The 23,381-nt window shown below is 74.4% G+C and carries 20 protein-coding genes; 9 read left to right on the top strand and 11 right to left on the bottom strand.

Translation table 11 applies throughout. The features are described 5' to 3' along the window. Positions 1 to 201: 201 nt before the first annotated feature. Positions 202 to 720, top strand: coding sequence for a putative immunity protein (locus tag AAG589_RS15600; RefSeq protein ID WP_430568190.1), 519 nt, complete (start codon positions 202 to 204; stop codon positions 718 to 720). Positions 721 to 728: 8 nt separating this feature from the next. On the opposite strand, the gene AAG589_RS15605 is transcribed toward AAG589_RS15600, so the two are convergent. The 4 genes from AAG589_RS15605 to AAG589_RS15620 form a co-directional block, all read right to left on the bottom strand. After that, entirely contained in the window at positions 729 to 1,604 is an 876-nt protein-coding gene (locus AAG589_RS15605; RefSeq protein WP_430568191.1) for a carbohydrate ABC transporter permease, read from the bottom strand. A 1-nt stretch (position 1,605) separates the two neighbouring features. Further along, positions 1,606 to 2,556: a carbohydrate ABC transporter permease gene (locus tag AAG589_RS15610; protein ID WP_430568192.1), complete on the bottom strand. Its 951-nt coding sequence runs from the start codon at positions 2,554 to 2,556 to the stop codon at positions 1,606 to 1,608. Then, a complete protein-coding gene (locus AAG589_RS15615; RefSeq protein ID WP_430568193.1) occupies positions 2,553 to 3,866 on the bottom strand; it encodes an ABC transporter substrate-binding protein in 1,314 nt (437 codons plus the stop codon). Before AAG589_RS15615 ends, AAG589_RS15610 begins: the two co-directional genes overlap by 4 nt. Before the next feature lie 108 nt (positions 3,867 to 3,974). After that, a complete protein-coding gene (locus AAG589_RS15620) occupies positions 3,975 to 5,885 on the bottom strand; it encodes a glycoside hydrolase family 127 protein (protein WP_430568194.1) in 1,911 nt (636 codons plus the stop codon). A gap of 156 nt (positions 5,886 to 6,041) precedes the next feature. Here AAG589_RS15620 and AAG589_RS15625 point away from each other — a divergent pair, with 156 nt between their 5' ends. Then, the gene (locus AAG589_RS15625) at positions 6,042 to 7,064 is read left to right on the top strand and encodes a LacI family DNA-binding transcriptional regulator (RefSeq protein WP_430568195.1); all 1,023 of its coding nucleotides are present in this window, start codon (positions 6,042 to 6,044) and stop codon (positions 7,062 to 7,064) included. A gap of 7 nt (positions 7,065 to 7,071) precedes the next feature. Here AAG589_RS15625 and AAG589_RS15630 read toward each other — a convergent pair whose 3' ends face one another. Beyond that, positions 7,072 to 7,689, bottom strand: a complete 618-nt coding sequence (locus AAG589_RS15630) for a hypothetical protein (RefSeq protein ID WP_430568196.1) — start codon at positions 7,687 to 7,689, stop codon at positions 7,072 to 7,074. A gap of 268 nt (positions 7,690 to 7,957) precedes the next feature. Here AAG589_RS15630 and AAG589_RS15635 point away from each other — a divergent pair, with 268 nt between their 5' ends. After that, positions 7,958 to 8,491 (top strand): hypothetical protein, encoded by a 534-nt coding sequence (locus tag AAG589_RS15635; protein WP_430568197.1) that lies wholly within the window; start codon positions 7,958 to 7,960, stop codon positions 8,489 to 8,491. Positions 8,492 to 8,589: 98 nt separating this feature from the next. After that, positions 8,590 to 8,913: a hypothetical protein gene (locus AAG589_RS15640; RefSeq protein ID WP_430568198.1), complete on the top strand. Its 324-nt coding sequence runs from the start codon at positions 8,590 to 8,592 to the stop codon at positions 8,911 to 8,913. 75 nt (positions 8,914 to 8,988) lie between these two features. Here the strand turns inward: AAG589_RS15640 and AAG589_RS15645 are convergent, their stop codons facing one another. Both AAG589_RS15645 and AAG589_RS15650 read right to left on the bottom strand, forming a co-directional pair. Continuing rightward, entirely contained in the window at positions 8,989 to 11,079 is a 2,091-nt protein-coding gene (locus AAG589_RS15645) for an acyl-CoA dehydrogenase family protein (RefSeq protein WP_430568199.1), read from the bottom strand. Further along, positions 11,076 to 11,840 carry a TetR/AcrR family transcriptional regulator gene (locus AAG589_RS15650; RefSeq protein ID WP_430568200.1) on the bottom strand — a complete coding sequence of 255 codons (765 nt, stop codon included), beginning with the start codon at positions 11,838 to 11,840 and terminating at the stop codon, positions 11,076 to 11,078. Before AAG589_RS15650 ends, AAG589_RS15645 begins: the two co-directional genes overlap by 4 nt. Positions 11,841 to 12,015: 175 nt before the next feature. Between AAG589_RS15650 and AAG589_RS15655 the strand changes: the two genes are divergently transcribed. The 5 genes from AAG589_RS15655 to AAG589_RS15675 all read left to right on the top strand — a co-directional run bounded on the left by AAG589_RS15655 (position 12,016) and on the right by AAG589_RS15675 (position 16,901). Continuing rightward, on the top strand, positions 12,016 to 13,314 hold the full coding sequence (locus tag AAG589_RS15655) for an acetyl-CoA C-acetyltransferase (RefSeq protein WP_430568201.1): 1,299 nt from the start codon (positions 12,016 to 12,018) through the stop codon (positions 13,312 to 13,314). A 14-nt stretch (positions 13,315 to 13,328) separates the two neighbouring features. Beyond that, positions 13,329 to 14,699 (top strand): 3-oxoacyl-ACP reductase, encoded by a 1,371-nt coding sequence (locus tag AAG589_RS15660; protein ID WP_430568202.1) that lies wholly within the window; start codon positions 13,329 to 13,331, stop codon positions 14,697 to 14,699. Next, positions 14,696 to 15,715: a MaoC family dehydratase gene (locus tag AAG589_RS15665; RefSeq protein WP_430568203.1), complete on the top strand. Its 1,020-nt coding sequence runs from the start codon at positions 14,696 to 14,698 to the stop codon at positions 15,713 to 15,715. Before AAG589_RS15660 ends, AAG589_RS15665 begins: the two co-directional genes overlap by 4 nt. Before the next feature lie 265 nt (positions 15,716 to 15,980). Continuing rightward, positions 15,981 to 16,652, top strand: a complete 672-nt coding sequence (locus tag AAG589_RS15670) for an LLM class flavin-dependent oxidoreductase (protein WP_430568204.1) — start codon at positions 15,981 to 15,983, stop codon at positions 16,650 to 16,652. A 30-nt stretch (positions 16,653 to 16,682) separates the two neighbouring features. Further along, positions 16,683 to 16,901 carry a hypothetical protein gene (locus AAG589_RS15675; protein ID WP_430568205.1) on the top strand — a complete coding sequence of 73 codons (219 nt, stop codon included), beginning with the start codon at positions 16,683 to 16,685 and terminating at the stop codon, positions 16,899 to 16,901. A 3-nt stretch (positions 16,902 to 16,904) separates the two neighbouring features. Here AAG589_RS15675 and AAG589_RS15680 read toward each other — a convergent pair whose 3' ends face one another. The 4 genes from AAG589_RS15680 to AAG589_RS15695 form a co-directional block, all read right to left on the bottom strand. Next, positions 16,905 to 19,019 (bottom strand): CocE/NonD family hydrolase, encoded by a 2,115-nt coding sequence (locus AAG589_RS15680; protein ID WP_430568206.1) that lies wholly within the window; start codon positions 19,017 to 19,019, stop codon positions 16,905 to 16,907. Between the two features lie 49 nt (positions 19,020 to 19,068). Then, on the bottom strand, positions 19,069 to 20,562 hold the full coding sequence (locus AAG589_RS15685) for a peptide MFS transporter (RefSeq protein ID WP_430568207.1): 1,494 nt from the start codon (positions 20,560 to 20,562) through the stop codon (positions 19,069 to 19,071). Positions 20,563 to 20,615: 53 nt separating this feature from the next. Beyond that, on the bottom strand, positions 20,616 to 21,200 hold the full coding sequence (locus tag AAG589_RS15690) for a GNAT family N-acetyltransferase (protein ID WP_430568208.1): 585 nt from the start codon (positions 21,198 to 21,200) through the stop codon (positions 20,616 to 20,618). Between the two features lie 101 nt (positions 21,201 to 21,301). Further along, a complete protein-coding gene (locus AAG589_RS15695) occupies positions 21,302 to 23,326 on the bottom strand; it encodes an outer membrane protein assembly factor BamB family protein (protein WP_430568209.1) in 2,025 nt (674 codons plus the stop codon). Between the last annotated feature and the right edge of the window lie 55 nt (positions 23,327 to 23,381).

Consider the following 23,381-nt stretch of genomic DNA (forward strand, 5'->3'; position numbering starts at 1 on the left):
GCACGAGTACGAATGGCGCGGGCGGCCGGAATCTTCCGGGTGCTCGGGCCGGGTGATCGCCGCACCGCCTCGCGGTGCCGGTATCCGGCGTCGGTCCGGGCGGGGGCGCCCACACGGCGCGCGGTCAGTCTACCGGCGCGCGCCGGCGCTCCCGACGGCGGCCGGACGGCAGCCGGGCACGGTGCCGGGCAGGATGGGGGCGTGCCGATCCTGCCCACCGACCGCGACCCCCGGCTGATCACCGTGCGCCGGGGCGGGAGGCTCACCGACGACCACCACCGGATGCTGGCCGAGTGGGCGGTGGCCTGCGCCGACCACGTGCTGCCCCTCTTCGAGCGCGAGGCGCCCGACGACGACCGCCCGCGGCACGCGCTCGACGTCGCCCGCGGCTGGATCCGGGGCGAGGTGCCGATGCGCGAGGCGCACCGCACCGCCTTCGTCGCGAACGCCGCCGGCAAGGGCCGCCCCGACCCCGCCCGGTTCGCCGCCCTCGCCGCCGGGCAGGCGGTCGCCGTCGCGCACGTCGCCGCGCACGACCTGGGCGCCGCCGCCTACGCGATCCGGGCCGCGAGCGCCGCCGCCCCGGAGGCCGGGCGGGAGGCCGCCCGGCTCGCCGAGCGGGACTGGCAGCGGGAGCGGATCCCGGCCGAGCTGCGCGCGCTCGTGCTCGAGGACCAGCGGGCCCGCAGCCCGATCTGCTGGGGCGCCTTCGACGACTGACGGCGGTCTCAGCCCTTCACCGACCCCGAGGCGAGACCGGCCACGTAGTACCGCTGCAGCGCCACGTACAGCACCACGCACGGGATCATCGCGACGACCGACCCGGCGGCGAGCAGCCCGAAGTCGACCTGCCCGTAGGCGCCCTGCTGCAGGTTCACCAGCGACACCGGCAGCGTGTACAGCGACGAGTCGGTGAGGAACGTCAGCGCGCCGAGGAACTCCGTCCACGACGCGAGGAACGCGTACAGCGCCGCCGTCGCCGCTCCGGGCAGCACGAGCGGCCGCAGCACCGACGCGATCATCCGCAGGGTGCCCGCGCCGTCGACGTGCGCCGAGTCCTCGATCTCGCCGGGCACCGACTCGAACGCGTTGCGCATGACGAACACGCAGAACGGCAGGTTGACCGTGGTGTAGAAGAGCACGAGGCCGAGCAGGCTGTCCGTGAGCCGCATGGCGTTCATCTGCAGGTACAGCGGGGTGAGGATCGCCTGGAACGGCACCATGAGCGTCACCAGCACCATGCCGAACAGGACACCCCGCCCGCGGAAGCCGAACTTGGCGAACCCGTACCCGGCGAGCGTCGCGAGGACGGCCGTCAGCACGGCCGTCGCCACCGAGACGACGACGGAGTTCACGATGCCGCGCCAGATCTCGGGCTGGTCGAGGATGAGCCGGAAGTTGACCCACGACAGGTCGAGGAACCGGCCGTCCGGCGCGGCGACGACGACGTCGCCCGGCTGGCCGGCGCGCACCAGCGCCAGCAGCAGCGGCACCACGAAGACCAGCGCGGCGAGCCCTCCCCCGACGACGTAGAGCGTGCGGCGCACGCGGGTGTCCCGCTCCGGCCCGGCGGGCGGTGCGACCGTCCCGGTGACGGCGGCCATGTCAGCTCCTCTCCCGCAGCAGCCAGAACTGCGCCGCGGTGACCAGTCCGGTGATGACGACCAGGACGAGCGACATCGCCGTCGCGGCCCCCAGCTGCAGCTGCACGAACGCCCGCCGGTAGATCGCCATCACCACGGTGGTGGTGTCCGATCCGGGGCCGCCCTGGGTCAGGATGTAGAACTGCGTGAACGCCAGCAGCGACCCGATGACCGACAGCACGACGGTCATCGCGATGGTGCGGCGCAGCATGGGGATCGTGATCGACCGCTCCCGCACCCACCAGGACGCGCCGTCGATCTCGGCCGACTCGTAGACCTCGCGCGGGATCCCCTGCATCCCGGACATGAGCAGCACCATCGTGAGGCCGGAGACGGCCCAGATCACCATGGCACACAGCAGCCCGGTGGCGAGCGGCCCGTCCACGAGCCACGCCGTCGTGCCGTCGGTGATCCCGAGGGCCTTGAGGACCACGTTGACCATGCCGCTGTTCGGCTGCGCCTCGAGCAGCATGAGGAAGCTCAGCGTGGTGAGGCCGACGACGTACGGGACGAAGAAGATCGTGCGCAGCGCGGTGGCGCCGCGACGGTTCGACCGCACGACCACCGCGAGCGCATAGCCCAGCGCGAGGATCGGCAGCGTGACGATCGCCGTGTACAGCAGCGTGTACCCGACGGCCCGCCAGAACGCCGGGTCGGTGAGCACCGACGCGTAGTTCTCCAGCCCGATGAACCGCCACGGCCCGATGAGCGGCAGGTTGGTGAACGAGATGCCCACCGCGGAGACGAGGGGCACCAGCACGAAGACGACGACGAACGCGACGGCGGGCGCGACGAGCAGCAGGCCGGTGCGCGCCGGGTGGGTGAGGGTGCCGTGGCGCCGAGCGGGGCGGCGCGGGCCGGTGGTCCGCGCCGGCGCGGCGTCGGCGGGCCTCGTGACCGCCGGCGCGCTCATGCCTCGGCCTGCCGCAGGATGCGGTCGTACGTGGTCTGGGCCTCGTCCATGGCGGCATCGACCTCCCCGTCGAAGACGGCCCGGCGGAACATGCGCAGCCAGGGCCCGTCCTGCTGGTTGTAGATGAGGTTGTAGGCGAGCGTCGTCGGCGCGTAGCCGGAGTCGAGCGACGCCAGCGTGGGGGTGACGAGCGGGTGCTCGGCCTCGAAGTCGGGGGTCACGACGTCGGAGCGCACCGGCGAGTAGAAGCCGTCCGGCATCCGCGCCTGCTGCTCGAGGGAGACGGCGAAGCGGATGAGCTCGGCGGCCCCCTCGGGGTTCTTCCCGCCCGCGGGCATGCACAGGTTGTCGCCGCCGTCGAAGAACGCGCGACCGCCGTCCGGGCCGGGCAGCAGCACGACGCGGCTGCGATCCAGCAGCTCGGGCGACGCGTTGGGCGCGACCACGCCGTACCCGCCGGGGAACATCCCCAGCCGGCCGGCGACGTAGTCGGCCGACCAGCGCGACGCGTCGTCGGCGAAGCAGCCGGGCGGCACGAGCTGCTCGTCCCACAGCGTGCGCTCGAGGTCGAGGGTGCGGCGCAGGGCCTCGTTGCCGGCCACGTCGCCGCGCTGGTCACCGATCTCGCCCGCGATGAGGTCCGTGCCCGTGGCCCAGACGTGCGGCTGCACCGTGAACCCGAGCGCGCCCGACGCGTTCCCGGGGAACGACCAGCCGTAGGTGTCGTCGTCGAGCGCCGTGATCGCGCGGGCCGCCTCGAGGATGCCGTCGAACGACGCGGTGTGCTCGTCCACGTCCAGGCCGGCGCGCTCGAACAGCTCCGTGTTGCAGAACAGCACCGAGAAGTCGCCCAGGAACGGGACGCCGTAGTGCCTGCCGTCCTTGGTGGCGAGCGCCAGGTGCCCGGGGCTGAGGGCGTCGCCGAGCGCCAGGTCCTCGACCAGGGGCGTGAGGTCGGTGAAGACGTCGCGGAAGGCGAACATCGTCGAGTAGATGTCGTCGATGTCGATGACGTCGGGCACCCGCCCGCCGCGGATCGCCGTCGCGACCTTGGTGACGTACTGGCCGTTCTGGATGGGCGTGAGCCGCACCCGGACGCGGTCCTGGGCCGCGTGGAACGCGTCGACGACCGCCTGCACGCCGTTGACGGTGTCCGAGCGGCACCACATCTCGACGGTGCCGCCCGCGCCGTCCCCGAACCCGGGGGCGCCGACGTCGGCGGCGGCCAGGTCGCGCGCGCACCCGCCGAGGGCCGCGGCCGCGCCGCCGGCACCCAGCAGCGCGAGCAGCTGCCGTCTGGTGAGCTCCATCGCTCTCCTCCTCCGCGCCCGGTGCGGGCGCTCGCCGCGACCCGCGGGCGCCGGTGCCCGCGGGGTGCGGGGCGCCCGTCGCCGGGCGCCCCGCGAGAGGTGCTGCGGTCAGGCCACGGGGATCCACACCCGCATCGCCTGGGGACCGCGGTTGGCCCACAGGTGGTACGGGATCGCCCGCAGCGTCGTCGTGCCCCCGGCGGCCGGGAGGGGCGTCGCCGCGGAGCGGTACGGGCCGGCGTCGGGCCGGGGCTGCACGGTGCCGGTCGCCGTCACCACGACCGTCCCGCCCAGCAGGTCCGGCCGCTCCTCCTCGCCCAGCGCGGCGGCGGCGTCGATCCGCACGTCGTCCACGACGGCGTCCGGGCCCTGGTCGGCCTGCTCCAGCGCGTACACGAGCGGGCCGCGCTCGATCGCGACGCAGCCGCGCACGTCGTCGACCCGCGGGTCGGCGGCCGTGAGGCGGGGCGCCATCGGCAGCTCGAGGACGACGGTGTCGCCGGCCGCGAGCGCCCGGTCCACGGTGGCGTACCCGCCCGCGGCCACCGGGGCGCCGTCGAGCGTCGCGCCCTCGGCCCAGGCCGGCACGCGCAGCGCGAGGCCCGCGCCCGCGGGCGCCTCCTCGACGCGCAGGGTCACGCTCCCGGCGTACGGGTACGCCGTCTCGACGCGCAGCCGCAGAGCGCCCGCCGGCAGCTCGGCCGCGATCGTGCCCGGCGCGTACTGGTGCACCTGGAGCGCGCCGTCCGTGACCGTCGCGAGGTAGCCCTCGAGGCTGGACAGCGTGCGCATGATGTTCGGCGGGCAGCAGGCGCACCCGAACCACGGGCGCCGGCCCGCCGCCGGGTTGCGCTCCTCCTCGGCGTGCGCGCCGGTGCGCACCTGCAGCGGGTTGACGTAGAAGTACTCGGTGCCCGCGAGCGACAGGCCGGAGAGGAAGCCGTTCAGCAGCATCCGCTCGATCTGGTCGGCGTAGCGCGCGTCGCCCGTGGCGAGCAGCAGCCGCCAGGCCCACTGCACGGCGCCGATGGCGGCGCAGGTCTCGGCGTACGCCCGGTCGTTCGGCAGCTCGTGCGGGTCGCCGAACGACTCGCCGTCCCAGCGGGAGCCGAGGCCACCGGTGAGGTACTGCTTGCCGTCGACCATCGCGGCGTACTGGCGCTCGAGCGCCGCCAGGAGCTCGCGGTCCCCCGTCTCGACCGCGACGTCGGTGGCGCCCGCTCCGAGGTAGACGGCGCGCACGGCGTGCCCCTCGACCGTCGTGGCCTCACGGACGCGCACCCGGTCGGAGAAGTACGTGGGCTGCTTGCCGTGGCCCTCGATGATCCCCGTGCCGCGGGCCTCGACGAACCAGCGGGCGAGGTCGAGGTAGGCCTCCGTGCCGGTCTCCCGGTAGAGCTCGACGAGGGCCGACTCCACCACGGGGTGGCCGTCCACCTCGCGGAGCTGTCCCGCGCCGTCGCCGAACGTCTCGACGAGATGGTCCGCCAGGCGCACGGCGACGTCGAGCAGCTCGCTCCGCCCGGTCGCCCGGGACTGCGCCACCGCCGCCTGGAAGAGGTGCCCCGCGCAGTAGTGCTCGTGGCTCCACGGCAGGTCCGAGTAGCGCGGCACGCCGCGCAGCTGGGGCACGGAGTCGAGGTAGCCGTCCGGGGCCTGGGCGCCGGCGACGGCGCGGGTGACCTCGAGGATGTCGGCCAGCAGCGCCTCGTCGGGCTCGCGCCCGTACTCCCACGCGGCGGCCTCGAGCCACTTGTGCACGTCGGAGTCGGCGAAGATCGGCCCGGTCGCCTCGCCGGCGGCGAGGCCCGCGGCGATCTCGAGGTTGCGCAGGTTCCCGTACTCGCGCAGGTGGCCGAGCCCCTCGGGCACGGACGCCTCGCGGTTGACGCGCAGGCGGTGCCCCCACAGCCCGCCGTCGAGGGTCGCGCTGCCCGGCGGCAACGGTCGCAGGGTCGTGATCGCCGAGCCGGTGGGCTCGGCCGGCCCGCGGACGGTCCGGAAGGTCGTCGTCGACATGCACCTCTCCCTCGAGGAAGGAAACTAGGAATCCGTTTTCCTTACGGTACGGAGCACGCTCCGAGCCGTCAACCACCAGTTCGTCCGCCGGATCGCGTACCATCGTCGCAGCCGCCGGGTACCCGGCGGAACACCAGGAAATCCCAGGGAGGGCTCATGGCCGAGACCCCCGGCGTCGTGCGGATCACCGACGTCGCCGCCCTGGCGGGGGTGTCCCCCAGCACCGTCTCGAAGGCGCTCAACGACACCGGCTCGCTGCGGCCCGCCACCCGCGCCCGCGTGCGGGAGGCGGCCGAACGCCTCGGATTCGTCCCGGACGCCCAGGCGCGGTCGCTCTCGGCGCGGCGCAGCTTCACGGTCGGCCTGCTGAGCACCGACTCCGCCGGCCGGTTCTCGCTGCCCGTGGTGCTCGGCGCGGAGAACGCCCTCGTCGGCGGGCAGATCTCCGCGCTGCTGGCCACCGCCCGGCACGACGCGGTGCGCGAGCAGCACCACGTGCGCAGCCTCGTGGCGCGGCGCGTCGACGGGATCATCGTCACCGGGCGCACCACCGACGCCCGCCCGCCCATCCAGGTGCCGATGCCCGTCGTGTACGCGTTCTCGCCGTCGCAGGACCCGCGGGACGCGTCGGTCGTGCCCGACGACGCCGCCGGCATGACCGCGCTCGCCGCCCACCTGCTCTCCCTCGGCCGGCGCCGGGTCGCCTACGTGGGCGGCCGCGGCGACCAGGCGGCGTCGACCCTGCGCCACGCCGCCCTCGCGGCGGCGCTCGAGGAGCGCGGCGGCACCCTCGTGGGCGAGCCGCTGTTCGGCGAGTGGTCCGAGCGCTGGGGGCGGCTCGCGGTCGACCTGGTCCTCGGCGACCACGCCCCGGGCGACCCGCTGCCCGTGGACGCCGTCGTCTTCGCCTCCGACCAGCTCGCCCGCGGCGGCTGCGACCGGCTGCGCGACCGGGGCGTGCGCGTGCCGCAGGACGTGGCCGTGACGGGCTACGACGACTGGGACGTGATGGCGCTCGCCAGCCGGCCGCCGCTCACCACCGTGGACCCGCAGCTCGACCGGCTGGGCCAGCGCGCGGCGGAGCTGCTGCTCGCCGCGATCGACGGCGACCCCGCCCACGGCACGGAGCTCTCGCCGCCGCGGCTCGTCGTCCGGGCGTCGACGACGGGCGACGCCTGAGGGCGCCTCAGGCCTCGGGGCCCTCCGGCTCTCGGGACGCGGACGGGTCGAGCGCGGTCGCCGCCGCCGCGAGCACCCCCAGGATCAGGCCGACCCGCGTGTGCGGCAGCCGCCGGCCCTGCGCGCGCCACCGCTCGCCGCGCCGGTAGGCCCACTTCTCGAACACCACCGCGACCGACACCCCGAGGGCGAGCCCACCGACCGCGGCCACCGCCGCGACGGCCGGGCCCGGCAGCGGGTCCGCGCCGTCGAGCGCCCCGTCCGCCGCCAGCACGTTGTCGTCCCGCTCGCGGTCGTCCCGCTCGCGGTCGTCCCGCTCGCCGACGGGGGGCGCGCCGACGGGGGGCGTGCCCTCGGCCCGGGCCCCAGAGCTCGCGCCGCCGTCGGCGTCGCGCAGGTCGCGCAGCTCGTCGCGCACCTCGCGCACCCCGCGGGCGGCGGAGCGCCCCTCGGTGGTCGCCGCGACGCCGATCGCCAGCCCCCCGGTCAGCACCCCGGCCTTGACCAGGGCCCGCGCCCAGCGGGGGCCCACGACGTCGGGCACGGCGTACCACGCCGCCGTCGTGAGGCCCGTGATCACGACGCTGCGCACGTCGACACGCCTGCTCTCGGCGGACGTCTGCATGCTTCCACCTCCGGGTCGGGGGTTCGGGTGTTCCGGTGCGGGCCGAGGTCGCCGGCCCGCCCGAGGGTCAACGGCCGGCGCCGGGGCGGAGTTCCGCGCGCAGGGCCCGCCGCGCACCCGACCTGCATCGATGACTCGTTCTTGACCTGATGCCCCGGATCCTTGACCGACATCACGACCAGGTGACGATTCTCCGTGAGCGGGACCACGTGCAGCCCCAGCGGAGCCGGGGGTTTCGCCGTTTACCACAAGGTGGTTTGATGCGCACGTGGAACTGCTTCGAACCTTCTCTCCCGGCGCGTTCGCGTACGGGCTGGCGTCCTGGTCGTGGCTGGGGGTCCACGGCAAGACGCCCCGCTTCACGACCGTCTTCGGCGACGTGTTCCTCGAGTCCCTCGAGGGATGGTGGTTCCTCGACACGATCGAGGGGTCGCTCGAGCTGCGCTGGACCAGCGCCGTCGAGATGTACACGGAGCTCGACTCCGCGGACGGCCGGGCGGACCTCCTCCTGGAGGGCCTCTGCCGCGAGGTGCTCGACGCCGGCACCGCCCCGCGGCCCGACGAGGTGCTCGCGTTCTCCCCGCACCCCGCGATCGGCGGACGGCTCCACGCCGACTTCGTTACGCCGGTCCGGTTCGAGCTCGCGCTGCGGCTGGCCGGCGAGATGCACCACCAGCTGCGCGCCACGCTCGACCCGGCCCCGTCGCCCCTGCTGCTCGGGCACGTCGACCCGCCGGCGTCCGCGCCGGTCCCCGCTCCGGCCGTCGGCATCGACACGTGGAACCGCGACGGGCGACCGTGACGCACCTGTGACCTGCACGGTCTGCCCAGCGGATGCACGACCGCCCGTCGTGTCGTCTCCTGGAATGGCACGGATGAGGCGGACCGTGGGAGGTAGGCATGAGACGGGTGCTCGTCATGGGGCTCGTCGTCGGGGTCGTGGACGGGGCGCTGCTGGGCGCCTCCGCGGCGCTCGGCTGGACGTGGGTGGCATGGGCCGCCCTCCTGACAGGGCTCGGTGGCGCGGCCGCGGTGGCGATGGCCGCCCCGCCGCCGCGCGTCGCACGACCGGCCACCGTGACCCTCGGGCTGCCGCTGCGTGACGAGCAGCCCGCCGACGACGCCGCACCGGCCCCCGCGGAGGTGGCGGTCCCGGTGCCGGCCGCCGTCGAGGAGTACCCGCAGCCGGTCCGCGCCGGCGAGCCGACGCCCGCCGCCGCCTGACGCGCGCCCGTCCCGCTGGTCGAGCCTGCCGAGACCCCACGACCGGGGTTCGACAGGCTCGACCCGCGATCGGCGTCAGGAGCGCTTCTGCTTCTTCAGCGCCTTCTCGCTGATCGGCGCGGTGCCGTCGGCGCGCTGCTGGGCGTAGTAGGCCCGCGCCTCGTCCTGCCGCTCCGCCTCGATGCCGGACGCGATGACCGCCCGCAGGTGGTCCTGGCCGTAGCCCCACGCGTCGACGAGGTCGACGGCGTGCGGGCGCAGGCGGTCGAGCAGCCGGTCCACGTACGACGTCACCGTCCGCGCGCGCTGCGCGGACAGCCGACCGTGGATCAGGTACCAGGCGAGGTTGCGCTCGATGAGGGTGAGGCCGAAGACGTCGCGCACCCAGGTCATGACGCGGCGGGTGCCCGGGTCCTCGATCTGCTCGAGCGCCTCGGTGAACGCCGACCAGCGCAGCAGGTCCGCGTGCGCCCGGGCGGCCTCGACGAGCTGCACCTGGTTCTCGTCGAAGATCCGCGCGGCGGTGACCGGGTCGGCCTTCTGGGCGGGGCGCAGCGCCATGGCCACGTCCTCGACGATCGTCGCGACGCGGTCCGCCAGCAGCTCGCGCTGCGTCTCGGCGTCGCGCAGGTGGCCGGCCGCGCGGCGCGGGTCGCCGACGTCGGCGATCGCCTGGCCTGCGCGGCGCAGGCCGGTGCGGTGCAGGGCCGCGTCCGCGGCGCGGTCGACGACGAACCGGGCGATGCCGGCGGGCGTCGACGTCGCGCCCTTGAGCTCCTTGGCGTAGTCGCCCACGAGGCGCTTGGCCACGAGCTGCAGCAGCACCGTGTTGTCGCCCTCGAACGTGGCGTACACGTCCATGTCGTGGTGGAGGCTCGTGATGCGGTTCTCGGTGATGAACCCGGCGCCGCCGCAGGCCACGCGGGCCTCCTGCAGCGTCTCGAGCACGAACGTCGTCGACGTCGCCTTGAGCGCCGCCGCCATCGTCTCAAGGTCCTCGCGGTTCTCGGGGGTGTCCTTCTCGCCGGAGAACACGTCGTCGAACAGGTCGAGCAGGCGGTCGTGCGCGAAGTGCGTCGCGTACGTCTCCGCGATGCGCGGGAACAGGCGGCGGCGGTGCGTGGCGTAGTCCAGCAGCACCGTCTCCTCGATCGGCGACGACGAGGTGAACTGGCGGCGCTGGGCCCCGTACTTCACCGCGATGGCCAGGCCGAGCTTCGACGCGGTCGAGGCTGCGCCGTCGAGCGAGACGCGCCCCTGCACCAGGGAGCCGAGCATCGTGAAGAAGCGGCGCCCGGGGCTGTCGATCGACGACGAGTACGTGCCGTCCGCGGCGACCGCGCCGTAGCGGGCGAGCAGGTCGGTGCGCGGGATGCGGACGTGGTCGAAGGCGAGGCGCCCGTTGTCGACGCCGCGCAGGCCGCCCTTGAGGCCGTCGTCGTGCCCGCTGATCCCGGGCAGGAACTCCATGGTCCTCGGGTCGCGCACCGGCACGTAGAAGCAGTGCACGCCGTGGTTGACGCCGTTGGTGATGAGCTGGGCGAAGACGGTGGCCGCGGTGGCGTGCACCGCCGCGTTGCCGAGGAACTCCTTCCACGCCGCGCGGAACGGCGTGTGGATGACGAACTCCTCGGTCTCGGGGTCGTAGGTGGCCGTCGTGGCCACCGACGCGACGTCCGAGCCGTGCCCGATCTCGGTCATCGCGAACGCGCCCGGCACCGACAGGTCCATCGCGCCGGGCAGCAGGCGGTCCTGCTGCTCCGGCGTGCCCAGGTGCAGGATCGCCGACGAGAACAGGCCCCACTGGACGCCGGCCTTGATCTGCAGCGACGGGTCGGCCACGACGAGCTCCTCGAAGCCCGCGAGGTTGGCGCCGGGCGAGTTCCCGCCGCCCAGGCGCTCCGGGAAGGCGAGCCACACCTGGTGCTTCTCGTCCTCCTTGGCGAGCCGGCGCATCTGCTCGAGCACCCGCTCGCGGTGCTCGGCCATCGACAGCGACTCGTCCTTCCAGAAGGTCGGGTCGGTGGCGCGGGCGCGCGCGTGGCGGCGCCACTCCGGCCACCGGCCGAGCAGCTGCTCGGACAGGCCGGCGACGTCGACGCGCGGGGTCGCCTTGGGGGCGGGCGCGGCCTGCGTCGTCGCGGGACGGTCGGACGTCGTGGTCATCGGTTCTCCTGCGGGGGTGCGGGGGTCAGGGTCGAAGGGTCGGGAGGCGTCACGCCCTCGTGGTGGAGGACACCGACGGGGCCGGTCCACAGCCAGAGCGTCACCTTCTCGGTGAGCTCCTCCCGGGTGAGGCGGTCGCGCCCGTCCGGTCCCGAGTCGTGGGCGAGCCACCACTCGCCGGCGCCGCGCACGAAGCCGACGGCCCCGGCGGCCCAGGCGGCCGCGAGCGCGGGCGGCACCTGCACGGCCTTGGCGAACGGCTCGGCCACCAGCTCGATGACGGAGTCGAGGTACGCGCCGAGCGCCTCGACCTGCCCCGTGCCGGCGACGCCGGGCGCGGGCTCGTTGCCGCCGATCGCGGTCCTCGTCACGAACCAGTAGACGTTGGGCGAGTGCTCGATCATCTCGAGGTACACCCGGACCATCGCGCGCAGGGCCGCGTGCGGGGTGGGCGCCGCCTCGGCGGCCTCGCGGAGGGCGTCGTGCATCGTCGCGACGACGTGCGCGGCCACGGCGAGGCGCAGCCCCGCCTTGTCGTCGAAGTACCGGTAGACGATCGACTTGGACGTGCCCGCCTCGGACGCGATCTCGTCCATCGAGACCCCGGGACCGCCGCGGTGCACGGCCTTGCGCGCGGCGTTGACGAGCTGCGCCCGCCGCGCGGCACGATGGTCGTCCCATCTCGTGGAGCGACCGTCCATGCTCGACCGTGGGCCCTGGTGCACGACCGACCGGCCGTCGAGCTGCTCTGCGGCCGTCATCGGCCGCACCTTGTGACTCGTCTCACGGGACTGAGAGTATCAGGTACTGTGAGTCCTACCTGACCGACGGAGTGAAGGATCTATCGCTGTGGCTACACGCAAGCCGTCCGACGGCTCCCCCCGGAGCACGTCCCGGAGGACTTCCCCGACCGATGCGCCGTCCGCTCCCGCGGGCGTGCGTGACGCCGTGATCGTGGGCGGCAACCGCATCCCGTTCTCGCGCGCGGGCAAGAAGTACGCCGACGCCTCCAACCAGGAGATGTTCACCGCCGCCCTCGAGGGCCTCGTGGCCCGCTTCGGCCTGCAGGGCGAGCGGATCGGGGAGGTCGTGGGCGGCGCCGTCCTCAAGCACTCGCGCGACTTCAACCTGATCCGCGAGTCGGTCCTCGGGTCGTCCCTGTCGCCGCAGACCCCGGCGTTCGACCTCCAGCAGGCCTGCGCGACCGGGCTCGAGGCCGCCATCACGGTCGCGAACAAGATCCGCCTCGGCCAGATCGAGTCCGGCATCGCCGGCGGCACCGACACGATCTCCGACGCCCCCGTCGCCGTGAGCGAGGGTCTGCGCCGCGCGCTGCTCGACGCCTCCCACGCCAAGACGCTGCAGGCCCGCCTCAAGGCGTTCGCGAAGATCCGCCCGTCGGACCTCAAGCCCCTGACCCCCGCCACGGACGAGCCGCGCACCGGGCTGTCGATGGGCGAGCACCAGGCGATCACCACGGCACGCTGGGGCATCTCGCGCGCCGCGCAGGACGAGGTCGCGCTCGCCAGCCACCAGCACCTCGCCGCCGCGTGGGACGCCGGGTTCTTCGACGACCTCGTGACCCCGTTCCGCGGCCTGACCCGCGACGACAACCTGCGCGCCGACACCTCGCTGGAGAAGCTCGCGAAGCTCAAGCCGGTGTTCGGCCGTGGGCTCGCCGAGCCCGCCGAGCCGACGATGACGGCGGGCAACTCGACCCCGCTGACCGACGGCGCCTCCACCGTGCTCCTGTCGTCGGCCGCGTGGGCCGCCGAGCGGGACCTGCCCGTGCTCGCGCGTCTCGTCGACGCCGAGACCGCCGCCGTCGACTTCGTGCACGGCCACGACGGCCTGCTCATGGCGCCGGTGCACGCCGTGCCGCGCCTGCTGGCCCGCACCGGCCTCACCCTCGACGACTTCGACTTCTTCGAGATCCACGAGGCGTTCGCGTCGACGGTCCTCACGACGCTCGCCGCGTGGGAGGACGCCGACTACTGCAAGGCCGAGCTCGGCCTCGACGCGCCGCTCGGCAGCCTCGACCGGGACAAGCTCAACGTCAACGGCTCGTCGCTCGCCGCCGGCCACCCGTTCGCCGCGACCGGCGGGCGGATCCTCGCCACCGCCGCCAAGCTCGTCGCCACGAAGGCGGCCGAGACCGGCCGGCCGGCGCGCGCCCTCATCTCCGTCTGCGCCGCGGGGGGCCTCGGGGCCACCGCCGTCGTCGAGTCCGTCTGAGCGGGGAGGAACCGATGACCGACTCCACCCGGACCGACTCGTACACCCGGGCCGTCAACTCCGGCTTCACCAAGACGCTCGCGAAGAAGCTCGGCCTGCCGCGCCCCGCGATCCTGCGCCGCTTCCGCGCGGGCGACCCGCTCACCGTGGGCCCGGTGCTCGTCGTCTCCGACGAGGCCTCCACCGGCGACGCGGACACGCTCGCCAAGGAGCTGCTCGGCTGGGGCCTCGACGTCCGCCGTCAGCCCACCGACGACGCCCGCTGGGGCGCCGTCCTGCTGGTGCTCACCGAGACGGCGCGCCCCACCGACGTCTCCTCGGCCGTGCTCGCCACCGGCTCCGTGCTGCGCCGGCTCGCCACCAACGGGCGCGTCGTCACCGTCTCGCGCGCTGCGGCCGACGGCGACGCCCCGGCCCTGGCCGCGGCCCGCAACGGCGTCGACGGCTTCCTGCGGTCCCTCGCCAAGGAGCTGCGCGCCGGCGCCACCGGCAACGGGATCGTGCTCACGGACGGCGCCGCCGTCGACGGCACGTCGACGCTGGCGACGCTCCGGTTCTTCCTGTCCGCCCGGTCGGCGTACGTCGACGGCCAGCTGCTGCCCGTCGGCCCCGCCGACGCCGAGGCGCCCGCCGACTGGGACCGCCCGCTCGCCGGGAAGGTCGCCGTCGTCACCGGCGCGGCCCGGGGCATCGGCGCCGCGATCGCGAAGACCCTCGCGCGCGACGGCGCCACCGTCGTGTGCGTGGACGTCCCCGCGGCCGGCGAGGGCCTGGCCCGCACCGCCAACGCGGTGGGCGGAACCGCCCTGCAGCTCGACGTGACGTCCGACGACGCAGGCCGACGCATCCTCGAGCACGCGCGTACACGCCACGGCGGCCTCGACATCGTGGTGCACAACGCGGGCATCCTGCGCGACAAGCTGCTCGCCAACATGAAGCCCGCCCAGTGGGACGCCGTCATCGCCGTCAACCTCGAGGCGCAGCTGCGCATCAACGAGCAGCTGCTCGGGCTCGACGGGGGCGAGGGCGTCGACGGGCTGCGCATCGTGTCGCTGGCCTCCACCTCCGGCATCGCAGGCAACAAGGGGCAGACCAACTACGGCTTCTCCAAGGCCGGAGTCATCGGGCACACCCGGGCCACGGCGCCGCTGGTCGCCGCGCGCGGCGGCACCGCGAACGCCGTCGCGCCGGGCTTCATCGAGACCGAGATGACCGCGTCGATCCCCTTCGCCACCCGCGAGGTGGCCCGGCGGCTCAACTCGCTGCAGCAGGGCGGCAAGCCCGTGGACGTCGCCGAGGCGATCGTCTTCCTGGCCTCGCCGGCGTCCGCCGGCGTCAACGGGCAGGTGCTGCGCGTGTGCGGGCAGAACCTGGTGGGGCGGTGACGGCCACCGCGCCGGCCACCAGCGCCGGCGAGCCGCTGCGGGTCGAGACCCTGCCCACGCTGCCCGGGCTCGGCACCCTGTACGCGCGGGGGGCCGCAGCCTCCGGGCGCATCGCCGCCGGACGGGCCATGCCGGGGCTGCCCGTCATCGGGCAGGCCCGGTCCGCCGAGGGGGACGGCGAGCCCGCGCCCCTGACGCTGCCCGACGTCGCCTACCACGTCACCGGCGTGCCGACGGCCGACCTCGCCCACCACTTGCACGACTACCAGCGGCTGCTGCACGAGCCCGTCACCGACGTGCTGCCGGCGGGCTACCTGCACGTGCTTGCGTTCCCGCTGGCGACGGCGGTCATGGTGCGCGGCGACTTCCCCCTGCCGCTGCTGGGGATGGTGCACCTGGCGAACGCCGTCGAGCTGCGCGGGCCCGTCGTCCTGGGCGACGTGCTCGAGGTGCGCGCCTGGGCCGAGAACCTGCGCCCGCACAAGCGCGGCGTGCAGGTGGACCTCGTCGCCGAGGTGCGGCGGCAGGCCGACCCGGGCTCCGCGCCCGTGTGGCGCGGCGTGTCGACCTACCTGGCCAAGGGCTTCCACCTCCCGTGGACGGCGGCGGACGCCGACGGAGCGGCGCAGGAGCCCGACGGCGAGGAGCGCGCGCCCGCGGGCACCTGGACCCCACCCCTGCCCACCGGGCGCTGGGCGCTCGGCCCGGGCACCGGACGCGCCTACGGCGCCGTCTCGGGCGACCGGAACCCGATCCACCTGTCGGCCCTGTCCGCCAAGGCGTTCGGCTTCCCGCGCGCCATCGCGCACGGCATGTACACGGCGGCCCGGGCGCTGGCCGACGTCGGGCACGCGCGCGGCGACGACTACCGCTGGACGGTGGAGTTCGCGTCCCCCGTGCTGCTGCCCGGCACCGTCGACGTCGCGGTGACGCCCGACGCCGACGGCTTCGCGTACGTCGGCTGGAACGGCGGCCGCGGCCGCCAGCACTTCCGCGGCACGGTGACCCCGCTCTGACCACCACCCGGCCGCCAGATGCTCGACCTCACCCGCCGAGGTAGTCCGAGCTTCGGCGAGGTAGTTCAGATCTCCGCGAGGTAGTCCGAGAAGCGGCGAGGTAGTTCAACAGGCGGACAAAAGAACACCTTTCACCCCTTTTGCCCGAACTACCTCGGCAGGATCCGAACTACCTCGCGGAGATCTGGACTACCTCGGCACGTGTGGAACTACCTCGGCGGGATTCGGACTACCTCGGCGGGAGGGGCTGGGGCAGGATCGGGCCATGACCACCCTCGGTTGCATCCTCGCGCCCTACGGCCACCCGCCCTCGCGGTTCGTCCCGTTCGCCCGCACCGCGGAGGCCGCCGGCCTCGACGAGGTGTGGCTGTGGGAGGACTGCTTCCTCGAGTCCGGGCCCTCCGCGGCCGCGGCCATGCTCGGCGCCACCGAGCGGCTGCGCGTGGGGATCGGCGTCATGCCGCTGCCGCTGCGCAACGTCGCCCTCGCGGCGATGGAGACCGCGACGCTCGACGGCATGTTCCCCGGCCGGTTCCTGCCCGGCGTCGGGCACGGCGTGCAGGACTGGATGGGGCAGGTCGGCGCGCGGGTGGCGTCGCCGCTGACGCTGATGCGCGAGCAGGTCGGGGCCCTGCGGTCCCTGCTCGCCGGGGAGCGTGTCACGACGTCCGGCCGCTACGTGACGCTCGACGACGTCGCCCTCGACTGGCCGCCCGTCGTCGCTCCCCCGGTGCTGGCGGCGGCGAAGGGACCCAAGACGCTGCGGCTGGTCGGGGAGATCGCGGACGGCGTCGTGATCGACGGCGACAGCGGGGTCTCCGGCGCGCGCGACGCGATCGCGCTGCTCGACGAGGGCCGGGCGGCCGCGGGCATGCCGCCCGTCGCGGAGTCCGGCCCGGGCAGCGCGCACCCGTTCCGGGCGGTCGCGTTCGCGTAGGTCGCCACCGGCGACGACGCGGCCGACCGGTTGCGCCGCTCCCTCGCGCGGTGGGACGTCGACGCGACGTCCGACGAGGTCCTCGCCGACCACGCCACCTGGGGCACGGCCGAGCAGGTCGCGGACGGCCTGCGCCGCTTCGCCGCGCTCGGCGTCACGACCGTCGTCGCGCAGCCGACCCTGGACGACCCCGACCTCGACGGCTTCGCGGCCTTCCTCGGGCAGGAGGTCGCGCCGCTGCTGCGGTAGCCGTCAGCCCGCGGTGCGCGGGATGGTGCGCGTCCAGCGCCGCTCGAAGACGACCTCGTCGCCGTCGCGCGCCACCACCTCGTTCTCGGTGAAGAAGCTCTCCGCGTCGCAGGTGATCTCCGACCGGGTGCGGACGCTCGCGTCCCACCCGTCGGTCATCCCCTCCGGCAGCGGCGCGCCCGGCGCACGACGCAGCCGGACCGTCCAGTCCGAGCGGGTGCGCGCGCTGGTGGCGTCGCGGCCGATCCAGTACCGCTCGAGGGCGTCCTCGGTGAACTCGAGGCCGTCGGGGTACGTGCGCGTGCCGCCGTAGCGCGGGTCGACCTCGAGCAGCCAGCGGCCCTCGGCGACGTCGCGCACCACCCGGCGCTCCGGGCGTGCCTCGGCGCCGTCCCCGAACACGACACCCAGCGGCGGCGCCTGCTCCGGCTCCTCGAACGTGACCGGCGGGTGCGACGACGCCCGGTCGTGCACCGGCAGCTCGACGGCGCCGTCCCCGACGGCCACGGCCAGCACGGCGTCCCCGGGCTGCGGCCAGACCCACGGCCAGTACGCGGACGACACCGCGAGCCGCAGCCGGTGACCCGGCGCCAGCGCGTACCCGGTGCCCGTGAGCTCGAACGACACCTCCTCCGTGGCGCCCGGCGTCCACTCGGCCACCCGGTCCCGGCCGTGCCGCGCCGACAGGTTGAGCACCCCGCGCGTGACGAGGGTCGACGACCCGTCGGGGCCGACGTCGCACAGCCGCGCCACGACCTGCCCCTTCGACCCCGAGCAGGTGAGCCGCAGCCGCACCCGGGCGCGCCCGAGGATCTCGAGGGGCTGCGTCAGCGGGTCGGAGTCGAAGCAGAGCGACCGGCCGTCCTCCTCGCGCTGGTCGGGCGGCAGGTCGGCGTCGTTGCCGAACGGGAAGAACCGCCCGGCGTCGACGCCGGTGTGCGACGGCGAGTCGACCAGCCACGACGTCGGCACGGGGTGCCCGCCCGCGAGCGCCTCGACGGTCGGCGCCGTCGTCCGCAGGCCGCCCTCGGGCGGGTCGTCGGCGTCGACGGCCACGAGCGGCAGCTCGCGGGCGAACACGTGCGGCGACGGCCACGACGGCTCGCCCACCCAGCGCCCGGGCAGCTCGTCGTAGACGGTGGCCGGCGGCACGGATTCGCTGATCCACGCGCGCAGCGGCGGGTCGTCGAGCACGCCGCGGTCGGTGCCCTTGAGCCAGTGGTCCCACCAGCGCAGCGTCTCCTGCAGGAAGCCGATGGCCGGGCCCGGCGGCAGGCCGCGGTCGGGGTACTGGTGCGACCACGGCCCGAGGATGCCGCGCACCGGGGCGCGCCGGGCGCCGTCGTCCCCCGCGGCGGCCAGGCGCAGCACGGTGTCGCGGTACGGGTCGTTCCAGCCGCCGACGGCGAGCACGGCCGCGGAGATCGTCGAGTAGTCCTCGATGACGCTGCCGTGCCGCCAGTAGTCGTCGCGCGTCTGGTGGCCGAGCCAGGTGTGCACGAAGGGCTCGGTGTGCTCCAGCCGGTCCACCCACTGCTCCCGCCACCCCTCGCCGACGTAGGCCGGGTCCGGCGGGCGCGAGCAGAAGGCCAGCATCGTGGCGGCCCAGGCGTGCATGTCGACGGCGAGCACCGAGCCGCCGGTGAAGTGGACGTCGTTGTCGTAGCGGTCGTCCGTGGAGCAGACGGTGACGATCGCCTTGAGCGGCTCGGGCGCCAGGGCCGCGATCTGCAGCGAGTTGAACCCGCCCCACGAGATGCCGAACATGCCGACCGACCCGTCGCACCAGTCCTGCGCCGCCAGCCACTCGACGACGGCGACGCCGTCCGCGAGCTCGGTGGGCGAGTACTCGTCGTCCTGGTACCCGTCGGAGTTGCCGCTGCCCCGGATGTCCACACGCACCGACGCGTACCCGTGCCCGGCGTAGTACGGGTGGCGCTGGGCGTCGCGCGGCGCCGTCCAGTCGGACAGGCGGTACGGCAGGTACTCGAGGATCGCCGGGACGGGGGTCGGGTCGACGGGCCGCCACACCCGGGCGGCCAGGCGGGTGCCGTCGGCCAGCGGGATCCAGTGGTCCTCGATGGTGGTCTCGTAGGGCAGATCGGTCACGTGGCGCATGGTGTCTCCTCCGGGCGCTCGACGACGGGTGGGCGGCGGCTGGACCCGCTCAGTGCACGGGGTGCATGGTGCGCTTCATCCAGGGCGACAGGGCGAGCACGACGACGGCGACGACCACGGGCACGGCGCCGTTGACGGCGAAGTACACCCCGTCGGAGACCTCGCCGTAGAAGCGCACCGTCTGCGCCTGGATGCCGTTGGCCAGCGCGATGGACAGGAACCAGACCGCCATGGACTGGCTGGAGAAGGCTGCCGGGGCGAGCTTCGTGGTGGCGGACAGCCCGGTGGTCTGCAGCAGCACGTCGCCCAGGCCGAGCAGCAGCAGCGAGACGAGCATCCACCAGACGGCGATCCGCCAGTCGCCGGACTGACCGGTCACGGCCGGCACGAGGATCAGGTAGGACAGGCCGCCGAGCAGCGCGCCGAACGCGACCTTCTTCGAGGCGTGCGGCTGCCGCGGGCCGAGCCACGTCCACAGGGCCGCGACCAGCGGCGCGACCAGCACCTCGGCCGCGCCGAGGTACGAGCTGAACCAGGACGACGGCACGTCCCAGCCGAAGATGGTGCGGTTCACGTGGTCCTCGGCCAGCAGGATGAGCACCGAGTACGCCTGGAACAGCACGAAGTTGAAGGCGACCGAGGCGAGCCACAGCACGAGGAACGGGCGCAGCCGGCCGCGCTCGTCGGACGTCACGCGCGGGCTGCGGAACATCACCGTGAAGTAGACGATCGGGGCGAGCATCGCGACCACGGTGAGCGCGTCCACGACGCCGTCGACGCTGAGCCGCCCCACGAGCCCGAGCACCACCAGGACCACGACGACGACCGCCGCCGAGCCCCCGAGGATCCAGCGCGTGCGGCGCGCGGCGTCCGGCGGGAGCGCCGCCTCGGCTCCACGGCCGTAGCCGGGGATGCCGCGCCGGCCCACGACGTACTGGATCAGGCCCGCCGTCATGCCGATCGCCGCGGCCGAGAAGCCCCAGTGCCAGCCGACCTCGGCGCCCAGCCACCCGGTGACCAGCGGGCCGAAGAACGCGCCGACGTTGATGCCCATGTAGTAGAGCGCGAACCCCGCGTCGCGCCGCTCGTCCGCGGTGGAGTAGAGCTTGCCCACCAGCGTGGACACGTTGGGCTTGAGCAGGCCCGTGCCGAGGCTGATGAGCACCAGGCCGACCCACGTGGAGAACTCCGCCGGGATCGCCATCGTGTAGTGGCCCGCCGCGATGAGGATGCCGCCCCAGAGCACGCTCCGGTACGAGCCGAGCACCCGGTCCGCGACCCAGCCTCCGCCCACGGACACGAGGTAGACCATCGTGCCGTAGCCGGCGGCGATCGACGCCGCGTTCCCCGGTTCCATCGCCAGTCCGTCGTCGGCGACCGACGCGGTGAAGTACAGGACGAGGATGGCCTGCATCCCGAGGAACGAGAACCGCTCCCACACCTCGAGGCTGAACAGCGTGGCGAGGCCTCGCGGGTGGCCGAAGAACGACCGGTCCTCGGGGGCGTCTGGGGCTGGGTCGACGGCGGCTTCCTCGGTGGTCACCCGTCCAGAGTCCCACCGCGGGCGCCCACCGACCTGCCGAGGGCCGAGTGGCGTCAGCGACCGGCGAGCCGCGCCTCGAGTCCGGCGCGCACGTCCGGCCACTCGTCGTCGACGATCGAGAAGTACGCGGTGTCTCCCACCGTCCCGTCGGCGGCGACGCGGTGCTTGCGCAGCACGCCCTCGGGCTTCGCCCCGAGCCGCTGGATGGCGGCGCACGACCGGGCGTTGCGGGAGTCGGCGCGCAGCGCGACGCGGCGCATCCCCCACTCCTCGAACGCGTGCCGCAGCAGCAGGAGCTTGCACGCCGGGTTGGTGCCGCCGCCCCACCAGTCGCGGCCGTAGAAGGTGGTGCCGATCTCCACCCGGCCCGGCCCGGGGGCCAGCTCGTAGAAGCGGGTCGAGCCGCGCACCGTGCCCGCGTCGTCGGGGCCGTCGCCCACGACGGCGAACGCCATCGTGCCGGGCGCCGACACGCCCGCCTCGATCCAGGCCTCGAGGTCCGCGACCGTGGTCGGGACGGGCGAGGTCATGCCGAACCAGAGGTCGGCGTCGATGAGCGGGAGGAGCGCGGCGGCGTGCTGCGGGCCGAGCGGCTCCAGGCGCACGCCGTGGCCGGCGAGGACGAGGTCGTGATTCACCGGCCCATCCTCGCCGACCATGCACCTGCGCACGTTCTCGCGCCACATTCCGAGCGCGAGTGCATGGTCGGCGCGGCAGACGGCGGCGGCCGTGCGAGCCGTCAGCGACGCGGGTGGTCGTCGACGCGCACCAGGTTCCGGCCGCGCAGGGTGTAGATCCGCCCCTCCTCGTCGACGTTGAGGTGCGCCCCGCTGTACCAGCCGCCGGCGGTCTCCGCGATCACGACCGTGGGCGCGAACGACCCGGGGTCGAACCGGAGCAGCGTGGTGTCGGAGACCGCGTAGACGACACCACGGTTCGTGACCATCGCCGCGAAGCCGGGCACGAGAGCCTTGTGGCTCGCGGTGTGGACGACGCGGCGTCGGACGCGGTCGACGACGACGAGCGTGCCGCCGATGGTGAGCGCGTACAGGTGACGACCCTGCACGGCCAGGGCGGCGATGCCCTTCGGCTGCCCCGTCTCGACCCGCCAGAGCTCGGTGCCCTCGACGGGGTCCCATGCGACGACGGTGCCCCGCGGGCCCGCCTTCTGGGCGTTGTCCCCACCGAGGTAGGCGACACCGTCCGCGGTCGCGACAGCCCGCACCAGCTGGATGTCATCGATGGGGTTCGTCACGATCGACGACCCGCCCGAGCGAGGGTCGTACGTCCAGATCGACCCGCCGCCCTCGGTGTCGGACTGGACGCCGACCAGCAGGAGCTGGTTGGCGTCGTCCCACGCCGTGTCGAGGGGCCGGTTCTGGGCCGAGGAGAAGTCCGCGACCTGCTGCGGTCGGTCGTCGCCACGAGGGTCGTACGACCAGATCCCCTGGGAGTTGTACTGGCCGGTGTACAGCACGCCGTCGACGACGTCGGCGTCCTTCGCCTCCCCCGGCGCGCGGAGGTTCACGACCTCGCCGGTCGCGACCGAGTGCCGGGCGATCACCCCGTTGCCGCCGACGTAGACGTAGCCCCCTCCGGCGGCGATGCCCATGCACGTCTGTGCGGAGACCGGGGCACCGGCCTCCGCCAGGTCGGTCGTCGTCCACCCGTGGGACGCGACGTCGATCTCGGCGACGAAGCCGTAGGCCGACACGACCTGGAGTCGTCCCTCCGCCGCGTCGACCCCCCAGATCTCCCCGAGCTCCAGGGTGCCGAGGGCGAGCTGCTCGATCGTGCCGTCCGCCCGGAGGACGACGATGCCGGTGTCGTTGGCGAAGTAGAGGTCGTCGCCGTCGGCCGCGAAGTTCTTCGCGGTCGTCCCGATCGACGCGGTCGTCGTGTACGAGGCCGGGTCGTCGAGGTCGATCAGGGCGAGCGTGGAGCCGTCGGTCGAGCCGGCCGTCGAGGCGACGAGCCGGTCGCCGACGACGGCCAGGTCGCGGATGCTCGAGTCGGCGGCCAGCTCGTCCGGCACGACCTGGGTGAAGGTGCCGGACGCGCGGTCGTAGGCCACCAGCGACGCCCGGCTCGTCCCCGTGCCGCCGCCGAAGGTGGTGCCCGCCCCGACGTAGACCGTCGTGCCGGTCGCGGCCACCGCCCGCGCGAGCGTGGCCGCCGGGTCGGGGACGCCGAGCGAGGTCACCTCTCCCGTCGCGGGGTCGTACTGCCAGAGCTCCGGCACGGTCGGGCTGCCGCCCCCGACGGCGAAGACGACGCCGTCGGGCGCCACCGCCACGGCCCGCACGTCGCGGTCGCCGAGGCGACCGAGCTCCTCCGCCGGGGCGTCGGGGGTCGTCAGATCCCAGCGGTAGAGGTTGGCCTCCGGCCCGTCGGTCTTCTTCAGCATCCCGAAGTACAGGTACCGGCCCGTCGGGTCCGCGGCCATCGCCTGGATGGCGTAGCCGGTCGGCACCGAGGTGGTCACCGTGACGGTGCGCGTCGGAACATGGAACGCGACCACCCGCGCCGGCTCCACGTTGCGCGTGCCGATGTACACCGAGTCGCCGACGAGCCTCGCGCTCATCAGCGCGAACTGCGTGACGGCGGGGCCGAGGTCGTCGATCTTCGGGTCGGAGGGGCGGGCCGCGGACGGTCCGAGGGCGCCGGCGGGGCGCGCCGCGGCGGCCGTCGCGACCGCGGCCAGGACGCCGACGCCGCCGGCCTGGAGCACGGCCCGTCGGGAGGGTGCGGGGTGGGTGGACATCTGAACTCCTTCGTTCATCAGCGGGCGGTGCGGGGCGCGGCGGCGGTCCGTCGCG

The organism is Isoptericola sp. F-RaC21 (assembly GCF_038593535.1).
Taxonomy (GTDB): domain Bacteria; phylum Actinomycetota; class Actinomycetes; order Actinomycetales; family Cellulomonadaceae; genus Isoptericola.